Raw genomic sequence first — 22018 nt, forward strand, 5'->3', positions numbered from 1 at the left:
ATCCTTAAAATAAAATTAGAATTAAAGATTCGCATAATGCGAACCTTTAATTCTATTCTAAGAAATCCTTTAATTTTTTACTTCTACTAGGATGTCTAAGTTTTCTTAGAGCTTTTGCTTCTATTTGTCTTATTCTTTCCCTTGTTACATCAAATTCCTTACCTACTTCTTCTAAAGTTCTTGCTCTTCCATCATCCAAACCAAATCTCAACCTTAAAACTTTTTGTTCTCTTGGAGTAAGAGTATCTAATACATCTAGAAGTTGTTCCTTTAATAATGTGAAAGTGGCAGCTTCTGCTGGTGCTTGAGCTTCATCATCAGGAATAAAATCACCTAAATGGCTATCTTCTTCTTCTCCAATAGGTGTTTCTAAGGAAACAGGCTCTTGAGCTATTTTCATAATATCCCTTACTTTATCAACTTCCATATTCATTTCTTTAGCAATCTCTTCAGGTGTTGGATCTCTGCCTAACTCTTGTACTAATTGTCTTGATACTCTCATAAGCTTATTTATTGTTTCAACCATATGAACTGGTATTCTAATAGTTCTTGCTTGATCTGCAATAGATCTAGTTATAGCTTGACGTATCCACCAAGTAGCATAGGTGCTAAATTTATATCCCTTTTTATAATCAAATTTTTCAACAGCCTTCATAAGACCTAAATTTCCTTCCTGAATTAAATCAAGAAATAACATGCCTCTTCCTACATATCTCTTTGCAATACTTACTACTAATCTTAAATTGGCTTCGGCTAGCCTTCTTTTTGCTATTTCATCTCCTGATTCCATTCTTTTAGCTAGTTCAACTTCTTCTTCTGCACTAAGTAAAGGAATTTTTCCAATTTCTTTTAAATACATTCTAACAGGATCATCTACATTTATTCCCTTTGGAGGTGCTATGATTCCACCTTTGTCTTCATCCTCATCCTCATCTTCATCTTCATCTTTTTCCAGTAGTATATCTTCATCCTTGTCTCCTACAAGCTCAATTCCCATATCTTCTAAACTCTGATACATCTTATCTATTTGCTCTGAATCTAGATCTATTTCCTCTAAATTATCCATTATTTCTTTATAAGTAAGCATACCTTGCTTCTTACCTTTATCCATCAATTTCTTTACAATTTCTATTTGTTCTTTCTTGCCTTTCTTCATTTGCCCCACCAGCACTCCCTCCTTTCAGCAAAACTATTGGTGCAATTTTAAATTTCTGTCTATTTCTACAAGCTCTGAGCATAACTGTTTTAATTTTTCCACATCCTCTTCATCCTTTTCTTTTTTCATATCAATATTATGAATTTGTTCTGTTATTTTTTTTCTCCTGATTTTTAATTTAGAAGAAATTAGTTTTTCTATTAAATCTTCTATGACCTTATCTATATTTTCATCTGAAGCACTAATATCTAAATTTAATATTTCCAATACTTTTTTACAATCTGCATCTTTTATGTTTTTAAAATAATTAATAATTTCCTCTTCATTTAACTCTTTTCCATATTCATAATTTTCATATATATATTTAGCTAAATGTCTACATTCATGATCCATGAAATCTTCTGGTTTTATATGAGTTCTAATCTTTTTAAAATATTTTTTATATTTAAATATCAATTTAATAATAGTTTTTTCTGCAATTAAATGACCTGGTTCCAATACAGATTTTACTGGAGTTATTTTATCTTTATTATTTCTATTATTAATATTTATATACTTGTCCTTAGGAGTATTCTTCCTATCTATAATTCTACTTTTTCCTATAATCTCCTTCTTTATAGCTTCTTTTGATATATTAGTCTCTTTTGAGATTTTATCCAAATATACATCTGCTTCTATAGGGCTTTTTACATTTTTAATAAAATTTGATATATTTTTTGTAAATTTAATTTTTTCATCTGGATCATTTAGATTATATTGTCTTTTATAGAAATATATTTTAAAATCTATATAATTTAAAGAATCCTTGAATAACTCTTCAAATTCCTTTTTTCCTTTTTCTTTTATAAAGTCATCTGGATCTTTTCCTGAAGGCAATATTAATACTTTTGCATTTATACCTTCCTTTTTAAATATCTCTAAAGCTTTGTCTGTAGCTTTGAGTCCAGCTAAATCAGAATCATAACATATATATACTTTATCTTCATATCTCTTAAAATATTTTGCTTGGTTTTGGGTAAAAGCTGTTCCTAAACTAGCTACTGCATAGTTAATTCCTTGACTATATAGTGAAATTACATCCATATATCCTTCTACTAATATTATTTTTTTTATGTTAGAATACTTTTTTAAAATATTGAGCCCAAAAAGATTATGTCCCTTTGAAAATATAAGAGTATCTGGAGAATTTAAATATTTAGGATTAGATGAATCTATAACCCTTCCTCCAAAACCAATTACCCTACCTCTTATATCTATGATAGGAAACATGATTCTATTTCTAAACCTATCGTAATATCCATCTTTTCCTTTTTTGCCAATTATTAAACCTGCTTTTTCAATATCTACTTCATTATAACCTTTTTTAATCAAATAATTGTATAAACTATCCCAGCTCCAGTCAGAATATCCTAGACCAAATATTGTAGCTGTTCTTCTGTCAATAGATCTTTTCTTTAAATAAAATAATGCCTGATTATTTGTTTTTAGTTTTTTATAAAAATATCTAGCAGCTTCCTTATTAATCTCATAAAGCTTTTCTTTTTTATCCTCTAATTCTTTATATTTCTTATTTTCTTTTTCTTTCAATATAATTCCTGCTTTATCTGCTAAAAATTTTACTGCCTCAGGAAAAGATAAATTTTCTTCCTTCATAATGAAAGAAATTACATCTCCACCTTCACCACAGCCAAAACAATGATAGAATTGTTTTGTATCTGATACAGTGAAAGAAGGAGTTTTTTCACTATGAAAAGGGCATATGCCAACGTAGTTGGAGCCTGTCCTTTTGAGGGTTACATACTCTGAAATAATATCCACTATATTATTTTCTAAACGAACCCTTTCTATTGTATCATCATCAATATAATAGCTCATCACAAATCACCTATACTTCCAATGGCTACTTTCGACTATATTCGATAAATCTTGTTGTTTTCCTTCTTTTTTTTAATATTTTTTCCACGGTTTAGGTATGAAAATATTGGTAAACAAATTTACAGCATACCTATCCGTCATTCCCGCTATATAATCACAAACCATATCTTCTTTTGAAAAGTCTCTGCCTTTGTATATTTTTCTATGTTCATAGGGAAGTTCCTCTGGTTTTTTTAAATAATATTTATACAGCTCTTCAATAATATATTCTGCCTTACCTTCCTCTGATTTTGCATAGTCATCTAGATAGACTTTATTGAACATAAATTTCCTTAATTTATTTGTATAATAATTTATATTCTCACTCATAGACACATTAGAACTATCCCTACTATATCTAATTATATCCAATATCATAGTATTGATTCTATCACCATGAGATCTACCCAATATTTCCATACAATCCTTAGGTAAATCCTCAGCAGTAATAATATTTGCCCTTATAGCATCATCTATATCATGATTTATATATGCTATTCTATCTGCCTGTCTAACTACTATACCTTCTAAAAATCTTGGCTTTTTTTCACCAGTGTGATAATATATACCATCTCTTACTTCATAGGTTAGATTGAGTCCTTGTCTTTTAGCACTATGTTCCAAAAAGTCTACAACTCTCAAACTCTGTTCATTATGCCTAAATCCTTTAGGATGAAGTTTGTTTAATATCTTTTCTCCTGTATGACCAAAAGGTGTATGCCCTAAATCATGACCCAATGCTATTGCTTCTGTTAAATCTTCATTTAATTTTAATGCTCTTGAAATAGTTCTAGATATTTGTGATACTTCTAATGTATGAGTAAGTCTGGTTCTGTAATGATCTCCTTCTGGAGCTATAAAAACTTGGGTTTTATGTTTAAGCCTCCTAAAAGCTTTTGAATGTATAATTCTGTCCCTGTCCCTTTGAAAATCAGTCCTTATTTCACATTTATCTTCTTTTATCTTCCTCCCATTTGTTTCTGAACTTAAGGTAGCATATTTTGAAAGAGTTTTTCTTTCCCTTTTTTCAGCTTCTAGCCTAATGTTCATATATTATATACCCCTTTTTTTTTAAAGCTTTAAAATTAGTGCTGTTATTATATATACAACAAAATTGTTCATAATCCTTTATTTTTTTCACTTTTTTTTATAATAATTTTAGTATAAAAAGAAGTGCTGCTATAACAGCACCTTTTTATATGAATTTTAATCAAAATTTTCTTTCATAATTTCTATTATAATACCTGCCGTTTCTTCTACTGCTTTATTTGAAACATCTATTACCTTACATTCTAGTCTTTCCATTATTTTCTTAGAATATTCTAATTCTTCTTTTATTCTCTCAATACTAGCATAGTTTGCATTGTTACTAAGTCCTAGAGATCTTAATCTTTCCTGTCTTATTTCATTTAGCTTAAATGGATTGGCTATAAGACCAAAAACTCTCTTAGTATCCTTTTCAAATAGCTCATCTGGTGCTGGTACTTCTGGAACTAAGGGGACATTGGCTACTTTAAAATTTTTATGTGCTAGATACATACTTAGTGGAGTTTTTGAAGTTCTTGATACTCCTACTAGTATAATATCTGCTTTTTTTATACCCCTTGTATCTTTTCCATCATCATATTTAACTGCAAATTCAACAGCTTCCACTTTTTTGAAATATTGTTCATCTAATCTTCTTATAAGTCCAGATTCTCTTTTTGGTTGAAATCCTACTACACTTTCTATAGAATTTAAAACTGGAGTCATTAAATCTACAGCAGGAATATCATATTCTTTCGATTTAAGGAGTATGAATTTTTTCAGTCTTTCTATAACAACAGTAAAAACAACTATACTTTGCTCTTCTTTTGCTTCTTCAAATACTTCCACTATTTGTTCTTCATCAGTTATATAGGGAAATCTCCTTATTTCATATTTTCCTGAGTTAAATTGACTTGCAGCAGCTCTAGCTACCTGTTCTCCTGTTTCACCGATTGAGTCTGATAATATATAAATTACTATATTACTATCCATTAAATTCCCCCCTTAGTCACTTTCCCCAAGTTCTACGAATAATCGGGTGATAGTAGTTTTTGATACTTTTCCAATTACTTTATATTTTTTTTCCTTCTTATTTACTTCTACTTCCTCCACTACAGGTATACAATCTACTTCATGATCGATTAGCTTTATAGCTGCATTTAACACACTTTCTTCTGGAGCTATAGTTATGATATTAGGCATTCTTGTCATTATAACTCCTACAGGTATCATGTTTAAATCCATTCCTCCAATAGCATTTTTAAGAAAATCTTTTCTAGAAACTACTCCTGTTAAATAACCATCAGATGTTACAAATATAGAGCTTACATCTTCTAAAAAAAGAGTGACTATAGCATCATAAAGACTAGTTTCTTCATCTATAGCTACAGGAATAGACTTTACATCTGATACCTTTATTTTTTTTATCTTTTCTGAAACAAAGCTTAGCGCTGTTTTCCCTGTATAGAAATATCCTACCTTAGGACGAGCATCTAATATTCCAGACATAGTGAGTATTGCTAAATCTGGTCTTAGTGTGGCACGTGTTAGTTTTAAATGCCTTGCAATAGCCTCCCCTGTAATAGGCTGATCATTTTTCACTATATCTATTATCTTTTCCTGTCTCTCACTTAATTGAATATTAATCACCACCCTTATATCCTGGGTAACTTAAGATAATATCCTAATTAATTAAGATATTATTTATTTACTATTTTAGATAGATCACAAATTAAAAGCATAGTATCAGAAATCTTTTTAATCAAACCTAATCGATTATTCTTTAATTTCTCATCTTCTACCATAACCATTACATTGTCAAGAAACTGATCTATAGGTTCTTTTAAAGAAATCATACAATCTAATGCACTGTCATATTCTTTTCTATTTAATAAATCTATAACTTTTTCTTCTACTGAACTAAATGTATCATAGAGATTTAATTCTTCTTCTTTTACTAGTAGTTCTCTTTTAACTTCATTATTTTCAGATTTATCTGCTAAAGTTTTAACTCTATTAAATGCTGATAAAACTTCATCTAATCCTTTCTTATCTAGCCATAGATTCAATTTGTCAGCTCTAAGTTTCAAATCAAAAATATCATCACTAGCTGTCCCCAATACAGCTTCAACTATATCATACCTTATGCCCATATCTATGAACATATTTTTTATCCTTCCATCAAAAAATTTCAGGATCTCATCTTTAACTTTATAATAATCAAAAGCTAATCCATTTTCTTCTACATAAATGTATAGTGAAAAATCTATAAGTTCCTCTAATGAAAGGTTAAGCTTTTTGTCTAGTATTATGTTTATAATACCTAAAGCTTGCCTTCTTAATCCATAAGGGTCTTGAGAGCCTGTTGGTTGAATACCTATTGCAAATATACCTGATATTGTATCTAGTTTATCTGCAATACTCAAAATAGCACCTGCTGTTGTTGTTGGGAGCTCATCATTAGAAAATCTAGGTAAATACTGTTCATATATAGCCAAACTAATTATTTCATTTTCTCCTGACTCAGCTGCATATTCTCTTCCCATAATACCTTGAAGCTCTGTGAATTCTTCTACCATATTAGTTACTAAATCTGCTTTTGAGAGATATCCTGCCCTTTCAATATTTTTCTTAGTCTCTTCTCCTACTTCTAGATAACTACCTATTTTTCCTGCTAATTTTTGTACTCTCATAGTTTTGTCGTATAAAGTTCCTAGTTTCTCTTGAAATACTATATCCTTTAAATTGTCTACATAATTTTCTAGAGGCTCTTTTATATCTTCATTATAAAAAAACCTAGCATCTTCTAACCTTGCATCTAGTACTTTTTCATTACCCTTTATTACTATATCTAAATATTCTTCATTTCCATTTCTTATAGTTATAAAATATGGAAGTAACATACCTTTGTCATTGATTACAGGGAAATATCTTTGATGTTCCTTCATAGGAGTTATTATAGCTTCTTTAGGTAGTTTCAAATATTCCTCTTTTATTCTTCCTATCATAGGAGTTGGATACTCTACAATATTAGTTATCTCATCTAATAAGTCTTCATCGTATAGTAAATTCCCTCCCTTTTCCCTTGCTAACTTTTCACAACTATATTTTATTTTTTCTTTTCTCTTATCTCTATCTACTATTACATAATTATCTTTAAGTAGAAGAAAATATTCCTCAACATTATTTACTTCTATATTGCTACTTCCTAAAAATCTATGACCCCTTGTAATATTAGAAGCTATTATTCCTTCTAAATCAAATTCTAATACTTTGTCATTAAATATAGATAATAGCCATCTAATAGGTCTTGCAAAACGTAGATTTTTTCCTCCCCATTTCATAGACTTAGGAAAAGAAATGGATTTTATCATATCTGCCATATTATCTTTTAAAATTTCTTCAACTGCCCTACCTTTTTCTATTTTATTAGCAAATATATATTCCACATTATTATATTCTCTTACAAAAATATCCTCTAACTTTATCCCTTGTCCCCTCATAAAACCTTCTAAAGCTTTTGTAGGACTGCCATTTTCATCAAAAGCTATTTTCTTGGAGGGTCCTTTAACTTCTTGTTCTAAATCTTCTTGTCTATCTGGAAGTCCTTCTATCAATAAAACCAATCTTCTTGGAGTTGAATAAAATTTCATTTCATCAAAAGGTATTCTTTTCTTATTTAATATTTTTGATGTATAGTTTTTCATCTGCTCCAAACTACTATTTATAAATCTAGCTGGTAGCTCTTCCACCCCTATTTCTAATAAATATTTATTCATTAGAAACACCTCCTTGTTTTAAAAGAGGATACCCTAGTTTTTCTCTTTTTTCTAAATATTTTTGGGTTACTAATTTAGCTAATTTTCTGACTCTACCTATATAGTGAGTTCTTTCTGTTACACTTATAGCTCCTCTAGCATCTAATATATTAAATACATGGGAACATTTCAACACATAATCATAAGACGGAAATACTAAATCCTCTTCTATTGCTCTCTTAGCTTCTTCTTCATACATATTAAATAATGTGATAAGATTTTCTATGTTAGCCTTTTCAAAGCTATAAACAGATTGTTCATACTCTGGTTGCTTAAATATTTCTCCATATTTCACTCCTTCACACCATTCAATATCAAATATATTGTCCACATCTTGAAGATACATAGCTATTCTTTCTAACCCATAGGTTAGTTCTGCTGATTCCAAATCACAATTTATACTGCCAACTTGTTGAAAGTATGTAAATTGAGTGATCTCCATTCCGTCTAACCATACTTCCCAACCTAAGCCCCATGCGCCTAGTGTAGGAGCTTCCCAATTGTCCTCTACAAACCTTATATCATGTTTTAATGGTTCAATTCCTATAGCTTTCAAACTGTTTAAATAAAGATCTTGAACATCTTCTGGAGAAGGTTTTAATATTACCTGCAATTGATGATGCTGATATACCCTATTTGGATTTTCACCATATCTTGCATCTGCTGGCCTCCTAGAAGGCTCAACATAGACTACCTTCCAAGGTTCAGGTCCTAACGCCCTTAAAAAAGTATGAGGGTTCATTGTTCCTGCCCCTTTTTCTATATCATAAGGTTCTAATATTATACAACCTTTGCTTCCCCAATATTGAAGCAATGTCAACATCAAATCCTGAAAATACATTTTCCAACCTCCTGACTTAAAATTAGCATTATTAAATATAAACATAAAAAAACCTTTACATCCCTATAGGGACGAAAGGCTACTTCCGCGGTTCCACCCTATTTAATACCTATATAGGTATTCCCTCAATTGTATATGCTCAGAAGCTCCCTTCATCAATTTATTATACTAGGTTTCCACCATTCCTAGCTCTCTATAATAATATATATTGATTACCCTCTTCTTCATAGCATGGGATTGTTAATTCATCTATAACTAATAATTTAGCAAAAAAAATCTTTATTGTCAATATGGTCTTTAGCCTATTTACTACTATTTTCATCAGTAGGATTCTTGCTTTTATGGATTTCTTTTTCTACTGTTTCATTTATATTTATTGTTTCTCCATCTTCTTTGACTATTTCAAATGTACATTTTGAAAGAAGTGCAGCACTAAATCCTAATAAAGCTATTTGAGGAGCCAATATAGTACCTATTGTTCCAGCAGAAACTGGAATATTCATTATAACTTCCCCATCTTTTTTTATTATAATTTTAGTTACATTGCCTTTTCTTATATATTCCTTTAATTTATCTAATAACTGTTCTCCTTTATTTCCCATATTTTCTGTAAAACTTTTATTTTGATTTTCAATATAAATAATAGCTTCTAAAACATCTCCATTGCTTTTTTCCAAAGCTTCTTTAGCTTCTCTGTAACTAACTCCAGTTCTTTCAACTATTAAATCAATTTTATCTAAAGATATATCCATTTTATAGCCCTCCATTTTTTTTAATAGATTTCATAAAGTCCAATGAGTAAAATTTCTTTTTTTCAATATTATTTAGTATATATTTTACCATAATGTCTTGTAATTTAAACATGACATCTTTAGGAATTTTTATTTCATCTAATTCATCAAGAGGTGCATATAATAAATCTTTTAGAAAGTTTAACATGAGTATATCCATTTTTTCACTATAATGATCTAACTTAAAACAATCTTTACATATTACTCCTCCATAATTTATACTAAATTTTAATGTATTATTTATATCTTTGTCACATAGTACACATTTATTTAAATATGGCCTATAACCCAAAAATGATATATATTTTATTTCAAAAGCTATAATAAATTTTAAAAAATCTTTATCTAAACTAGATAATACCTTCAATCCTTTTTTTAATAATTCAAAAAGTCTTTCATTTGGTACTTCCTCTACTATAGAAGAATCTACAAGTTCAAGTATATAAGCACCATAGAGAAGTCTATTCATATCTTCTCTAATAGAATAAAAAGAATCAATAATATCTCCTTGATTCACATGATAAAAACTTTTGCCCTTATAAAAATTATAATCACTATATGAAAAAACTTGGCTACTTGCTATAAGAGGACTTCTTGGTCTTAACGCTCCTCTTGCCATCGCAGTAACTTTTCCATATTTTCTGGAAAATATAGTTAAAATCTTATTTGTTTCTTCAAATTTTACTTCTCTTAAAACAATTCCTTCTGATTTTACAAGCATTTAGTCACTCCTAAAACTATTCATAACCAAAATATTTTATTTTATTCTCCTTATCTCTCCAATTTTTTTCCACTTTAACCCACAATTGAAGATTTACCTGACTACCTAAAAGCTTCTCTATATCAATTCTAGCACTCTTGCCTATTCCTTTTAACTTTCTGCCATTTTTACCTATTATCATACCTTTATGAGAAGTTTTCTCACAATATATAGTAGCATATACATCTATTATTTCTTTATCTTCCCTTTCCTTCATACTATCTATCCCTACAAATATGCCATGAGGAATTTCTTCATGAAGATAATATAAGGTTTTTTCCCTTATTAACTCTGATATAATGAATTTTTCTGGTTGATCTGTAATCATGTCTTCTGGAAAATATTGAGGTCCCTCTGGCAATATACTTTTTATTGTAGTTAAATATTCATCTATATTAGTTCCGTTCATTGCAGAAATTGGTAATACTTCTTTGAATATATTAAGCTTTTCATACATATTTATTAGTCTAGCAATTTCTTTCTTTTTTACTTTGTCTATTTTATTTATAAGGAGTATTTTGGGAGTATTTATGTTTTTTAATTGAGAAATTATATATCTATCTAAATCATTTATATTTCTATTGTCATCAATCATAAGAGTAATAAGATCCACTTCTTTCAAAGTATCTTTTGATGCTCTAACCATATGTTCACCAAGTTTATTTTTAGGTTTATGAATGCCCGGGGTATCTAAAAATACTATTTGATGAGATTCATCTGTATATACACATTGTATCTTATTTCTTGTAGTTTGAGGCTTGTTTGAAATAATAGAAATCTTCTCACCTATTATACTGTTTAATAAAGTTGATTTTCCTACATTTGGTCTACCTATTATAGTTACAAATCCTGATTTATACATAAATTCCTCCTATTTTCTAGTATTTTCTAAATCCTCTGGTCCAAAACTATAAGGAAGTAATTCCTTAAAAGTGTATTCCTTATATTCATCTTCTGATTTAGCAATTATAACAATAGCATCAGAATTAAACTCTCTTATAACTTGTCTACAAACACCACAAGGATATGTATAGCCTGAATCACCTACTATGGCTATAGCTTTTATTTTTCTTTTACCTTCTGATACAGCCTTAAATATAGCTGTACGTTCAGCACAATTAGTAGGAGTATAAGAAGCTGATTCGATATTACAACCGGTATAAATAGATCCATCTTCCATTAGAACAGCTGCTCCTACATGAAAATTAGAATAAGGTACATAAGCATTTTCTTTTGCCTCAAATGCTTTTTTTATAAGTTCTTTTTTGTCCAAAGCCATCACCTCTATTTAATGGTTATGTCCGACTTTTTATTTGTTATTTGAATCCATGTAACTCCTGGGTTCAATTTTATCTCTTTTAAATTTTCATCATAATATATAGTTTTTTCATGTTTAGATTCTTTGGTCCAGCTAATTTCCTTAGTTTTCCCATTAGATATATATAGACCTTTTCCACTACCTATTAAATCAATTTCTAATCTTCCTTCGTCATCTATAGATTTAGTATCTACTTCCTGAATTATAATATTCTTAGCTACAATAGGAATATTATAATATTCATCTATATGGGCTTCTCCGTCTTTATACCTTTCATAAACTTTATCTTTTTCATTATAAATATAAGATGTAGAGTTTTCTTCATTATATTTTATATTCACTTGTACTGCATCCTGACCTTTCATCTTAGTATCTTCTTCATAAAATTTAAATCCATCATAAATAGCCTTAGCGTTATAACCTTTTTCTAGTTGAGTTCTCCTGATACTTTCCATACTAGTATAAAGATTGTGAGGACTTTTTTTCCCTACTTTATCATTTCTAAAAAAAGTATTTTGAGAATTAGTTATAGCATCAATATCTGATATATTTAATTCTTTTATATACTCTTTAGCTTCATCACTGCCACCTGCCCTTACATATATAGGGTCATATTGGAGTAATGTTGTAACAAAATAAGGTCTAGAGCTTCTAATAGGTCCTATTTCTTCTGGATCATTCACAAGATATATTCCCATATATCTTGTATAAGGATGCTCTACAAAAAACTCATATACAATTTCTGCCTGACTAAGTCCAGCTTGCCATCTAGCATTTGGATGATTATCAAACATAATTGCTACAGGCCTTCTATCTACTTTATCTATTGATGAATGAATTCCACTTATTGGTGATATAGTTTTCTCTTCCTCATCTTCTATTATAATCATTTCATCTTCTTTTTTCTCTAATATTTCATTATTTATTATATTATGTCCCAATACAATTGCAATTAGAATAATAGATAATATAATAATTACCTTTTTCATAAAATCCACCTACTAACCAATTATTTGGAAGATTAAAACCCCCATTAGTATACCTAATATTGTACCCATAAATACCTCAAAGACAGTATGAATTTTCCCTTCTATTCTACTTTCTCCTACTAATATAGCCATAAAATAAGCTAAAGTTGTGATTAAAACATTTTTTCCTAAAAAACTAATAATAGTAGCCAACAAAAAAGCTACTGCCGCATGTCCACTTACAATTCCGCCCTTAAATGGAGTGCCACTTTGAGCTATAGTTTTTATAACTACAGTTATAATTATAACTAATAAAAAAGCCACAAAAGTTAAATGAACTGGAGAATTTCTTATCTTAAAAAGAATTATATTGGAATAGGAATTTAATCTATCAAAAAATAACAAATATCCTACAATTACAGCATTTATGGCTGAAATCAAAACAGCTCCTGCTGCTACATTCTTCGCTATCTTAGCTAATGGGTGATACTCTTCTGTGATTAAATCAATAGTTTTCTCTATAGATGTATTTATCATCTCTGCTACCATTACAAAAGAAACAGTTAAGAATAGCATTAAAAATTCTAATCTACTAAAATCCAAAAAAAGACTTGTGATTAAAACTAATATAGCTATACCAAAGTGAATTTTCATATTTCTCTGAGTTTTTAGTGCATATATTATTCCAGCAACAGCATAGTTGAAACTATCTATTATATTTCTAGACTTCATCTTATCACCTAGTTTATTCTAATTATTTTTTAAATATGCCTAAAGATTTCATAATTTGCTTCTCCTTATTTCTCATAATACTTTTATCATCTTCTTCAATATGGTCATATCCTAAAAGATGAAGCATACTATGTGCTGTTAAATAAGCCATTTCCCTATTAAAAGAATGACCATATTCTTTTGATTGAGATAAAGCTTTTTCTAAAGATATAACTATATCTCCTAAAATAGGTATATGGTTTAATGCAAAATCATCTTCCATAGGAAAGGATAGTACATCTGTAGAAGAATCTACATTTCTATATTCTCTATTTAAATTTTTTATTTCATTATTATCTACAAATGAAAGGCTTATCTCACAATCTAGACTTTTATCTTCTATTTTTAAAGTTTCACTCATTGTCTTTTCTATTAACTCTATAAGTTCATCATCTATTTCTAATTTATCTTGTCTATTATCTATATACACTTCCATTTAACTCTCTCCCTTTACTTCTTTTATATCAAGTTTAGGATATTCTATCCTATCATGAAATATTCCCAAAAGTACATTGCTAAAAGTATTGGCTATAATATTTAAATCTTTTAAAGTTAAATTACATTCTTCTAGCTGTCCGTCTTCCAATCTATCTTTTATTATATTTCTTACCATTTCTTCAATTTTACCTTTATTAGGAGATTTTATAGATCTTACTGCTGCCTCTGAAGAATCAGCAAGCATTATTATAGCAGCTTCTTTAGTTTTAGGTTTAGGCCCTTTATATCTAAAATCTTCTAATTTCATTTCTTTTCCATTCTTACCTTTTGAAGCCTTATAATAAAAGAAAGTTAAGACAGTATCACCATGATGTTGAACTATAATATCCTTTATTTCTTCTGGCAATTGATACTTCTCTCCTAAAGCTAGTCCATCTTTTGTGTGATTAGTTATTATTAGAGTACTTAGTGTAGGATTTAGTTTGTCATGAGGATTATCCATTCCAAATTGATTCTCTTTAAAAAAATAAGGTCTTTTTAACTTGCCTATATCATGATAATAAGCTCCTACCCTAGCTATAAGAGGATTTGCTCCTACTAGTTCAGCTGCTGCTTCACTTAAATTGCCAACTACTACACTATGATGATAAGTTCCAGGGGCCTCCATTAAAAGTTTCTTAAGTAATGGTTGATTTGGATTTGATAGCTCTAATAGTTTTAAAGGAGTAAGTATTTCAAAAATATTTTCCCATAGTGGCAAAGTACCTATTGTAAGAATAGCGGAAAGAACTCCACTAAATAAACCATATCCACTTCTTAATAATATATCTAAAACTTCTGCATTTTTTATTAGACCAAAAGATAATATAGTTAAAATATTTGCTACTCCTACTAATACACCATTAAAAAATATATTATATCTTTGAGAAGAATTCATTACACTAAATGAAGCAATACTTCCTCCTACTAACATCATAGCTATAATACCATTATCTCCTCCTATTATCATTCCTATGAGAAAAGTCAATATGAAATTTATTATTAATGCTAATTTAGAATTTACAATAAGAGTGATAAGCATAGCTGCAGTAGAAACAGGCATTAGATAAGGGGAGATGCTGTGAAGTCCCAAAGATATTATTAATATAGAAATAACTATAATATCCAATATTATTATTTTTGAACTATTTAATACCTCAATGTTAAAATTATAAAGATATAATCCTATAATAGATTGAATAATTAATATAATAATTAATGTACCTATAATAGTAGTAATTTCATATCCATCTTTCTCTTTTAACAATCCTGATTCTTTTATTAGCTCATAAGTATAAGGAGTTATTTTTTCTTCTTTTCTAACTATTACCTGATCTTCTTTTACAATTACTGGTTCAATTTTTTCTGCTTCTTCTTCTTTTTTTCTTTGAGTAGCTTCTACATCTAAGAATTTATTAGGTTTAATAGTTGTATTTATGATTTTAATTCCCAATTCTTTTTCTTCTTTGGTCATATCTAGAGAATTAAATATGCTTTTTACAGTTCCTCTCTCATATTCTAATTCTTCCTCTTTAATTCCACTACCCATTATTTGATTTATTATATCATGCATAGTATTTTCTAATTCATTTATACTTTTATTTTCAAGTTTTAAAAATATACTATAATCCTTCTCCGACAAATTTAAATTAGATTGTTCTTTTAAAAAAGATATTTTACTATTTGTGTCCATATCATCATAGGATTTCACATCTTTTACAATATTAAATAAAATTCTCAAATCATTTTTCATTTGCATCTGTATGGAGGGATTGATCCTATATATAGGGTCAACTCTTTCCATAGCTTCATTTTGTAGTTTTTCTGTAGTTCTTTTGTCTTCAATATCCTTTGTAGCTCTTATTTCATAAGGAGATATATCTCCAACCTTCATGCTAACTTTCTTTGGTTCTATACTAGCTATTATTATAAAAAATAATAGAATAGTAAATAAAATTTGTAGAACTATTAGACTAAGTTTTTTGTTCTGAGAAAATAAAGAAAAAAACTTTGTTTCCTTTATATTTTTTTTAATCATGGGATACCTCCATATAGGATAGATATTTAAGCTTTTTCTTCGTACTCTTCATAAGCTTCAATTATCTTTTGTACTAGTGGATGTCTTACAACATCTAATTTTGTGAAATGCACAAATTCAATTCCATCTACTTTTTCTAAAATTTTTGAAACCGTTTTAAGACCTGAAGACTTTCCTCTTGGTAAATCTACTTGAGTTATATCCCCCGTAATAATGGCTTTAGAACCAAAGCCTAGTCTAGTCAAAAACATTTTCATCTGTTCATTTGTAGTGTTTTGAGCTTCATCCAATATAACATAGGATGAGTCCAATGTTCTTCCCCTCATATAAGCTAATGGTGCTACTTCTATAATTCCTTTTTCTACAAACCTTAAATAAGTCTCAAAACCTAATATATCAAATAGTGCATCATATATTGGTCGTAGATAAGGATCTACTTTTTCTTGTAAATCACCAGGCAGGAAACCTAAACTTTCCCCTGCTTCTACTGCTGGTCTAGTCAATATGATTCTCTTAACTTTATTGCTTTTTAATGCATTTACCGCCATTGCCATAGCAAGATAAGTTTTTCCAGTACCTGCTGGCCCAATTCCAAATACTATATCATTATTTTTTATTGCATCTGCATATCTTTTTTGCCCTAATGTTTTAGGTTTAATTGTCTTTCCTGATGCTGTTATACAAAGAGTATCTTTTAATAATTCTTGTACTTTCTCTTCTTTTCCTTCATAAATAAGTTGAATAGTATACATGATTTCTTGTTTGGTAATTTTTTTCTGTTTTCTTAATATATCTCCTAATTTATAAATTAATCTTTCTACTAGTTCTATAGATATCTCATCCCCTATAACTTTGATGCCCTCTTCCCTGAGAAGGATTTCTACATCAAATTCTTTTTCTATTAATTTTATATTTTCATCAAATTGTCCAAATAGTGGTGGAATAATACTACTATCCTCTATAGATATTCTTTTCTCTTGTACATCCTTTCCCAAAATTAGTCCTCCTTATTATGAATGATTTGCTTCTTACCAATATCTTCAATTACTTCTATAATTACTTCTGTAATAAGTTTATTATCCTCTTCAAGATATTTCACATCTTTAGAGATTACCTCTGCCTTTTTTGGCAACTTCCTATTTATTTCCTGCGTAGCTAAAACTTGAGTAGACTTTTTTAAAGCCTCTATATTTTCTCTAACTTTCCTTTTTTCTATTTCTCTATATTTATATATACAGATTTTTATTGGAAAATCATCACCAAATTTTTCAATTAATGGCTTCTCATCTATTTCTTCTGTATATTCTTTAAAAGGTATCTCTTTCTTTGAAAGCCTTATATCTTTTTCTCCAAATTTAATTTTCTTCATTGTATATACATTTCCAGTTTCTTCTTTCACTGTCTTTTCTATAAATTCTTCCTTTTTGTGAGAATATCTAGTCCTTGCCAATACTTCTCCTTCAGAATGAACCACTATATTATCTTCTAACAGTTCATCCTCTATTATTCCTGTTATCAACAATTGTCCTTCTTTAACTATTTCGCCTTTATTTACTATAGCTTTTCCGTTTTTAGCAACAATCTTTTCAACTATCCCTTTCTTTTTAGCTACTATATTGCAAGGAGTGTCTTTATCTATTTCCTTTGGTGGCAAATCTTGTTCTTTGACTTCTATAAGCAGCTTTGTACCCTTAAACTCTACATTTACAAAAGATAGATTTTGAAATCTATCTAAAATATTAGCCCTTAATTTTCCTGTATCTACTTCACTTTTATATTTTCCTTTAGATACCCCTGTTTCTTCAAGAAAATTTATAATATCCTCATCTTTTATTTTTTCATTTCCTTGTACTTCTATATTCCATATAAAAGAAGTTAAAAAAAAGATTAGAACCATAAAAATTATAAATCCAAGCCCTAGCATTTTCCTTTTTTTAAGTTTTTCTAATAAAAAAGGGAAACCTTTCTTTTCTACAATATAAACTCTGCAACCTACTCTTCTAACTATATCCCTTAGAGATTTAAAACCTTGTATACTTACTTTTGCTTCTATAATTGTATACTCTACTCTATCTATATCCCAAATGTATATATCTTTATTTATAGCTAAGTTCAAAAACTTTTCCAATGTTAATCCTTCAACTCTAATAATAACATATCCCCTAAAATAATTCCATATTTTTATAGCTAGCATATATACACCCCTCAGTATAAGAATTCAAATCCTTCAATGGTCCCAAATATTATTATTTCTTCTGTTATAATAGTTTTTATGTACATATCAGAACCAGTTATTTTTAGAACTCCACAATTTGTGTTAATTCTTATAATATTTTTTGTATATTCAATTAGTCCTTTGTGATTAGTCACAAATACTTGGATATTTCCTATCATTGTTATCTTAGGCAGGTCCATTATAATGTCTTTTGGAAGTTCAAATACATCTGATACATTTGATTTTATTTCATCTATTCGTTTTTTCACAAAAAAACCTCCTTCTCTTATTAAAATTTATGCCTTAAAAAGTTGCTGTATTACAAAGAGGGGCAAAAAACACTACTTTATTTATGGGATTAATGGCCAATCATAAATAAAAGAGTGAATAACTTTTAGTTATTCACTCTTTTATTTATCTCATTCTATTTTGCATAGATTTTGGTTCTGAAAGTATTTCCTTTAAAACTATTCCTCTTAAAATATCCTCTTTTGTAAGTTTATTTAAAGTATAAGAAGTTTTTTTAGTCCTATTTGATTCAACCTTCTTTTTTATTCTTTCCTTATATGCTGGTATGTCTTCCACTCTTGATTTCAATTCTTCATATTCTGTTTCTATTTTTGCTCTATCTATTCCACTATCTATTTCATATGTTCTTACTGTATCTTTTCTTTTTCCTTCTTTTACTTCTGTATTATCCTCTACATTAAATCTTCCAATAGGCACATTATTAGGTGTATACTTTCTTCTAACTTGAGAATTATTTTTTTCTTGAATTTTATTCTTTTCTTTAATGCTTTTAATAATTGCTGGTCCTAATAATATTAAAATTACAATTAGAATATGCATTTTAACACATCCCTAAGATAGAATTATTCTTCAATCTTTCCACCATCTTCACCCATTTGGGATATAGATGATCTCATTTCAGTATCTGCCAATAAGTTTTTCATATTATAATAATCCATAAATCCCATATTTCCATCCTTCAATGATTTGGATATTGCTAATGGTACTTCTGCTTCTGCTTCTACTACCTTTGCTTTCATCGCTTGAACTTCTGCAATCATTTCTTGTTCCCTAGCTACAGCCATTGCTCTTCTTTCCTCTGCTTTAGCTTGAGCAATTCTCTTATCTGCATCTGCTTGATCAGTTTGAAGTTTTGCACCTATATTTCTTCCTACATCCACATCTGCTATGTCTATAGAAAGTATCTCAAAAGCAGTTCCTGAATCTAAACCTTTATCTAGTACAGTTTTTGATATACTATCTGGGTTTTCCAATACATCTTTATGCCTTCCGGAACTTCCTACTGTAGTTACAATTCCTTCACCAACTCTGGCAATAATAGTTTCTTCTCCTGCTCCACCAACTAATCTTTCTATATTTGCTCTGACTGTAACTCTTGCCTTAACTATAACTTCTATTCCATCCTTTGCTACTGCTGAAATTTGTGGTGTTTCTATTACCTTAGGATTTACACTAACTTGAACTGCCTCTAAAACATCTCTCCCAGCCAAGTCTATAGCTGCTGCTCTTTCAAATTCTAATGGTATATCAGCTCGTTGTGCTGCTATAAGAGCATCAACCAGTACATTTACATTACCACCAGCTAAAAAGTGGGCTTCTAATTCATCTACACTTATGTCTAGTCCTGCTTTAGTAGCTTTAATCATAGGATTTACAATTCTAGATGGAACTACCCTTCTAAGTCTCATTCCTATTAAATTGCCTATACCTATTTTAACGCCTGAAAAATGAGCTGTTATCCATAATCCTACTGGAACAAAAGTGAAAAAAAGTATCACTAATACAATAATTAATATGCTAATTCCAATTGTAAAAGCTGCTCCTCCTGTCATATATTATACCCTCCTTACAAATATTTTTGAACCTTCTACTCTGACTACTTTTACCTTTTTGTTTCTTTCTATATATCCGCCTTCTGATAATGCATCTATTCTTTGACTTTCTATTTCTACTACTCCACTAGGTCTTAGTTCTGTTATAGATACTCCTTCTTTGTTTAAATACTCTTTGCGTGGATTTGCACTAGTATATCCTTTCTCATTTTTCTGTTCTGTAGACAATACTATTTTGTTAAGAACTGGACTTTTATATCCATATTTCATTAAAATTATAATTAATGAAAATGCAACTATGAGAGCTATACTTAAAGATATTATTGCAGTGGAAAATGTGTTCATGGACAATATAACTCCAGCAGAAACTAAAATTATACCACTTATTCCAGGAAGACCAAAACCTGGAATCATTCCTTCAATTATAAGAAGTATAAGTCCTGCAATAAATAATATCAAAGCTGTCCATCCAGAATTTCCTGCCAGTATATTTCCACCAAAGAATAATGCAAAGGCAACAATACTTAAAGTTCCTCCAATTCCAAAACCTGGAGTGAATATTTCAATAACTAATCCGATAAAACCTAATGTAAGTAAAAATGTTGATAAATATGGATTAGATAAGTATTTGGCTATTTTAACTTCTACTCCCTCTTCTACATGCACTATATCTGAATATTCAATATGAAAATAATCTAAAATTTCATCATAATTATTGGAAACCAAATCGGATATACCATGTTCTTTAGCTTCTCTAGAATTTAGATTTAAAAGTTTTCCACCTTCAACCACCTCATCTATTTCTATATCTCTATCGGCCATGGCTTGAATTATTTCTGGATTTCTTCCTCTTATCTCTGCTACATCCCTTAAGAAACTTAGCCATAAAGACATGGTTTTCTCATCATTTGGTATAGTTTCCGCTGAACCTATTGTAGAACTTTCTGCCATTACAACCTTCTCACTAGATATAGTTAATAGAACTCCTGCAGACTCAGCTTTATTATTTACAAATGAAATAGTAGGAACTTTAATATCCATGATTAGATTTTTAATTTTTTCAGCTTCATTTATAAGTCCACCATAGGTATCTATTTCAAATATAATAGCTTTTGGATTTTTACTTAATGCATCATTAATAGCATTTTGTAAAAAATGGTATGTAGCCTTATTTATTTCACTCTTTATAGGAATTATATATACATTTCCTTCTTTTTCTGAGTAGGAAATGGAACTTGCTAATAAAAATAATATTAAAAAACATAAAATTCGTCTTTTATTTTTCATTAAATCACCTCCTTTTTTAAAAAATTAAGTGGTGTTTATATTATATTATTTATATGCAACAATTACAATTTTTTTCTATAAAATAAAACCTAGGTGCTAAACCTAGGTTTATTTTAAGTATTTCCTTACTATTTTATTTACTACACCACCATCTGCCCTACCTTTAATTTTTGGCATTACATTTTTCATTATAATTCCCATATCTTTTACAGATTTGGCATCTACTTCTTCAATAACTTCTTTAACAATTTCTTCAATTTCTTCTTCTGTTAGCTGTTCTGGCAAATATTCTAATAAAATTTCAATTTCTTTTTCTGTTTGTTCTACTAAATCTTGACGTCCGCCTTTTTCAAATTCTTCAATAACATTTTTCTTTTCTTTTAGTTGTTTTGATATTATATCTATAATATCTTTGTCGTCAAGTTCTATTCTTTCATCTACTTCTTTTTGCTTGATACTAGCTCTAATCATGGTGATAGTATTTTTTCTTAAAGTATCTTTATTTTTCATGGAAGTTTTCATATCTTCCATAAGCTTATTCTTAAGAGACATAAATACACCTTCTTATTAATATCTTCTTTTCTTCTTTCTTCTAGCTGCTTCGGATTTTTTCTTACGTTTTACACTAGGTTTTTCATAATGTTCTCTTTTCCTAGCTTCTTGTAGAACACCTGAGCGAGCACATTGTCTTTTAAATCTTCTAAGTGCATTGTCTAATGATTCATTTTCTCCTACCTTGATTTCTGACATTTATTTCTCCCTCCCCTCATCTACTG

General features: G+C 29.1%; 23 protein-coding genes and 1 other annotated feature. All 23 genes read right to left on the minus strand.

The features are described 5' to 3' along the window. Positions 1 to 52 precede the first annotated feature (52 nt). The gene (gene rpoD / locus NSA23_RS12545; protein WP_042678574.1) at positions 53 to 1156 is read right to left on the minus strand and encodes an RNA polymerase sigma factor RpoD; all 1104 of its coding nucleotides are present in this window, start codon (positions 1154 to 1156) and stop codon (positions 53 to 55) included. A 33-nt stretch (positions 1157 to 1189) separates the two neighbouring features. Further along, positions 1190 to 3031 carry a DNA primase gene (dnaG, locus tag NSA23_RS12550; RefSeq protein ID WP_042678554.1) on the minus strand — a complete coding sequence of 614 codons (1842 nt, stop codon included), beginning with the start codon at positions 3029 to 3031 and terminating at the stop codon, positions 1190 to 1192. Between the two features lie 72 nt (positions 3032 to 3103). Then, positions 3104 to 4120, minus strand: a complete 1017-nt coding sequence (locus tag NSA23_RS12555; RefSeq protein ID WP_042678553.1) for a deoxyguanosinetriphosphate triphosphohydrolase — start codon at positions 4118 to 4120, stop codon at positions 3104 to 3106. Between the two features lie 156 nt (positions 4121 to 4276). Continuing rightward, complete coding sequence (locus tag NSA23_RS12560; RefSeq protein WP_042678552.1) at positions 4277 to 5089, minus strand: pyruvate, water dikinase regulatory protein; 813 nt, start codon at positions 5087 to 5089, stop codon at positions 4277 to 4279. A gap of 12 nt (positions 5090 to 5101) precedes the next feature. Further along, entirely contained in the window at positions 5102 to 5746 is a 645-nt protein-coding gene (ccpN, locus tag NSA23_RS12565; protein ID WP_042678551.1) for a transcriptional regulator CcpN, read from the minus strand. Between the two features lie 50 nt (positions 5747 to 5796). Next, a complete protein-coding gene (gene glyS / locus NSA23_RS12570) occupies positions 5797 to 7875 on the minus strand; it encodes a glycine--tRNA ligase subunit beta (protein WP_042678550.1) in 2079 nt (692 codons plus the stop codon). Further along, positions 7868 to 8755 (minus strand): glycine--tRNA ligase subunit alpha, encoded by an 888-nt coding sequence (gene glyQ, locus NSA23_RS12575; protein WP_042678549.1) that lies wholly within the window; start codon positions 8753 to 8755, stop codon positions 7868 to 7870. Before glyQ ends, glyS begins: the two co-directional genes overlap by 8 nt. A gap of 64 nt (positions 8756 to 8819) precedes the next feature. Next, positions 8820 to 8992 (minus strand) — a binding site (T-box leader). Positions 8993 to 9057: 65 nt separating this feature from the next. After that, a complete protein-coding gene (locus NSA23_RS12580) occupies positions 9058 to 9507 on the minus strand; it encodes a DUF4342 domain-containing protein (RefSeq protein ID WP_042678548.1) in 450 nt (149 codons plus the stop codon). Position 9508: 1 nt separating this feature from the next. Then, positions 9509 to 10267, minus strand: coding sequence for a DNA repair protein RecO (gene recO / locus NSA23_RS12585; protein WP_042678547.1), 759 nt, complete (start codon positions 10265 to 10267; stop codon positions 9509 to 9511). A gap of 16 nt (positions 10268 to 10283) precedes the next feature. Beyond that, positions 10284 to 11168 (minus strand): GTPase Era, encoded by an 885-nt coding sequence (era, locus tag NSA23_RS12590; protein WP_042678546.1) that lies wholly within the window; start codon positions 11166 to 11168, stop codon positions 10284 to 10286. A 9-nt stretch (positions 11169 to 11177) separates the two neighbouring features. Next, complete coding sequence (locus NSA23_RS12595) at positions 11178 to 11579, minus strand: cytidine deaminase (RefSeq protein WP_042678545.1); 402 nt, start codon at positions 11577 to 11579, stop codon at positions 11178 to 11180. 11 nt (positions 11580 to 11590) lie between these two features. Further along, the gene (locus NSA23_RS12600) at positions 11591 to 12613 is read right to left on the minus strand and encodes a DUF3048 domain-containing protein (protein ID WP_042678544.1); all 1023 of its coding nucleotides are present in this window, start codon (positions 12611 to 12613) and stop codon (positions 11591 to 11593) included. Between the two features lie 12 nt (positions 12614 to 12625). After that, positions 12626 to 13324 carry a diacylglycerol kinase gene (locus NSA23_RS12605; RefSeq protein WP_042678542.1) on the minus strand — a complete coding sequence of 233 codons (699 nt, stop codon included), beginning with the start codon at positions 13322 to 13324 and terminating at the stop codon, positions 12626 to 12628. Between the two features lie 22 nt (positions 13325 to 13346). After that, positions 13347 to 13799, minus strand: a complete 453-nt coding sequence (gene ybeY / locus NSA23_RS12610) for an rRNA maturation RNase YbeY (protein WP_042678541.1) — start codon at positions 13797 to 13799, stop codon at positions 13347 to 13349. After that, the gene (locus NSA23_RS12615; RefSeq protein ID WP_042678540.1) at positions 13800 to 15878 is read right to left on the minus strand and encodes an HD family phosphohydrolase; all 2079 of its coding nucleotides are present in this window, start codon (positions 15876 to 15878) and stop codon (positions 13800 to 13802) included. 26 nt (positions 15879 to 15904) lie between these two features. After that, entirely contained in the window at positions 15905 to 16873 is a 969-nt protein-coding gene (locus tag NSA23_RS12620; RefSeq protein WP_042678539.1) for a PhoH family protein, read from the minus strand. Between the two features lie 2 nt (positions 16874 to 16875). Continuing rightward, complete coding sequence (yqfD, locus tag NSA23_RS12625; protein WP_042678537.1) at positions 16876 to 18072, minus strand: sporulation protein YqfD; 1197 nt, start codon at positions 18070 to 18072, stop codon at positions 16876 to 16878. 11 nt (positions 18073 to 18083) lie between these two features. After that, positions 18084 to 18362 carry a sporulation protein YqfC gene (gene yqfC / locus NSA23_RS12630; RefSeq protein WP_050069666.1) on the minus strand — a complete coding sequence of 93 codons (279 nt, stop codon included), beginning with the start codon at positions 18360 to 18362 and terminating at the stop codon, positions 18084 to 18086. 145 nt (positions 18363 to 18507) lie between these two features. Next, entirely contained in the window at positions 18508 to 18942 is a 435-nt protein-coding gene (locus NSA23_RS12635) for a hypothetical protein (protein ID WP_042680765.1), read from the minus strand. 23 nt (positions 18943 to 18965) lie between these two features. Beyond that, complete coding sequence (gene floA, locus NSA23_RS12640) at positions 18966 to 19955, minus strand: flotillin-like protein FloA (protein ID WP_042680768.1); 990 nt, start codon at positions 19953 to 19955, stop codon at positions 18966 to 18968. 3 nt (positions 19956 to 19958) lie between these two features. After that, the gene (locus NSA23_RS12645; protein ID WP_050069762.1) at positions 19959 to 21242 is read right to left on the minus strand and encodes an NfeD family protein; all 1284 of its coding nucleotides are present in this window, start codon (positions 21240 to 21242) and stop codon (positions 19959 to 19961) included. Between the two features lie 108 nt (positions 21243 to 21350). Further along, positions 21351 to 21794, minus strand: a complete 444-nt coding sequence (locus NSA23_RS12650; protein WP_042680770.1) for a GatB/YqeY domain-containing protein — start codon at positions 21792 to 21794, stop codon at positions 21351 to 21353. Between the two features lie 15 nt (positions 21795 to 21809). After that, positions 21810 to 21992 (minus strand): 30S ribosomal protein S21, encoded by a 183-nt coding sequence (rpsU, locus tag NSA23_RS12655; protein WP_042680772.1) that lies wholly within the window; start codon positions 21990 to 21992, stop codon positions 21810 to 21812. Positions 21993 to 22018 lie beyond the last annotated feature (26 nt).

The sequence above is a fragment of the Anaerosalibacter massiliensis genome, assembly GCF_024623155.1.
Classification (GTDB): Bacteria; Bacillota; Clostridia; order Tissierellales; family Sporanaerobacteraceae; genus Anaerosalibacter; species Anaerosalibacter massiliensis.